This window comes from Laceyella putida, assembly GCF_042665195.1.
GTDB lineage: Bacteria > Bacillota > Bacilli > Thermoactinomycetales > Thermoactinomycetaceae > Laceyella > Laceyella putida.
This window is the reverse complement of sequence record NZ_JBHTBW010000092.1, coordinates 1-1828: the sequence shown is the minus strand read 5'-3', so window position 1 is coordinate 1828 and position 1828 is coordinate 1. Positions and strand designations below refer to the sequence as shown.

Sequence of the window (1828 nt, the reverse complement as noted above, 5' to 3'; positions counted from 1 at the left end):
ATCAAACCGTGCATGAGGTTCTCCCTCACACGGCTTTCCGATGTTCTTCTTTCTTTGGCATTCGGTTACTTTAAACAGCCAATTTCACCAGTTTCCCCTGTGTTATTTTCATGATCTCGCCTTTCTTCCCGAATTTCCTTCGTTTGTTCCTTTTCTTGTTCCAGAATAGGGTAAGACGTTCAATCACGTACCAGTCAATTCGCCTTAACCACTTTTTGGCTATCGTGGAGATCATGTAGTAATTCTTCATCCCTTGGAGTATTCGGTTCAGACCGCGAATCATATTGGCCATGCTCCAGTAGAGTTTGTTTCTGGGCTGCGTGTACTCCTTGATTTTCTGTCTCATTCCTTTCATCGCTTTCTTGCTCGGGGATTGAGACAGGACATGTATACATCCTCCACCTTTTAGCCAGACAGGAAATTTCCTATGGTGGAAGCCGAGAAAGTCAAAACCATCTGTATTCCCCCAGATGTTTACCAATCTCGACTTTTCCTCGTTTATGGCAAGGTCAAGCCTTGCCATAATCGTTTTAATCACCCGTATGCTTTGCAATGCGTTTTGCTTGGTCTTGCACACAATGACGAAATCGTCCGCGTAGCGGACGAGGGCGCCTAGATGTGAAAATTGTTTCGTCCATATCACATCCATGTAATTTAAGTAGATGTTGGCTAACAGCGGTGAAATGACCCCGCCTTGTGGCGCACCCACTTCTGTTTCATGGAACCGTACGTCTTCCATGACTCCCGCTTTCAACCACTTGTAAATCAGCTTCAGTACTCTTCGGTCACTGATTCTCATTTTGACCAATTTCATTAGTTTTTCGTGGTTGATGTTATCAAAGTAGCTTTGTATATCTACATCCACTACCCAGGATACGTCTCTGCATGCTTTGCGAAGTTTAGCAATGGCTTGATGGGTATTTCTTTTCGGGCGAAAGCCAAAGGAGCAGTCTTGAAAGTCGGCTTCAAAAATCGGCTCAATGACCAACTTCGTTGCCATTTGTACCACCCGATCTTTGATCGTGGGAATCCCAAGTGGTCTTTGCTTTCCGTTTCCTTTCGGTATATAGGCGCGTCGAACAGGAGAAGGGCGGTATCTTTTCTTCTTCAAATCAAGGTAGATTTCATTCAGAAAGCGGCTCTCACCGTACTCTTCAACGATATTGGCAATGGTAGTCCCATCTACTCCTCCGCTTCCTTTGTTCCTTTTCACCCGTCTCCATGCTTCTGCCAATATATCCGGGCGATAGATCTTGTCATACAGGGCGTGAAACCGCCGTTTTGAGTTCTCCTTGGCACAAAGATATAGGGTTTTCCAAAGTTCTCGAGCTTTCACATTGGTGTAGTTAGCAAGTTTACTTGCATTCACTCACTCTTACCTCCTTCAAACCCACGAACAAAGCAGGGATCCTTCCCTACGCAGAGTTATGTTGTCTCCGCGATCATCAGTACAGTATGACCCCCTCCGACTCCCTCTCTGCCATCCGCCACTTCACCTCTTTAGGTTTATAGGCTTCTGCTTTACATTTCCGCAGGAAATGTGCAGAGGAGGGTCTCCCCAGTTCCGTTAACTACTTTCTCAGCATACCGCTCCCCTTACTCCGGGAGGTTCTTCGGTGTTGCGTTCCAAGTTCTTCACACCTTCCATGGCCTTCGCCCATATTCACCAGGCTCGGCTCCTCCTTGTCCATCAAAGATGGTTGGCTTTGACGAAGCGGCAGGATTCACTTTATGTTACGGTCTGCTGAGTTGCTCGCACCCCTGCGGGGTTACTTTGTCACAGGGCTTCAACCTTAGGATTTCTCCACCAGTTGCCTGTCAGCTACGA

Annotated in this window: 1 protein-coding gene; it reads right to left on the bottom strand. The window is 46.8% G+C overall.

Annotated features, from left to right (window positions below; translation table 11 throughout):
- Positions 1 to 70 precede the first annotated feature (70 nt).
- Positions 71 to 1369: a group II intron reverse transcriptase/maturase gene (gene ltrA / locus ACFQNG_RS20925; RefSeq protein ID WP_379867861.1), complete on the bottom strand. Its 1299-nt coding sequence runs from the start codon at positions 1367 to 1369 to the stop codon at positions 71 to 73.
- Positions 1370 to 1828 lie beyond the last annotated feature (459 nt).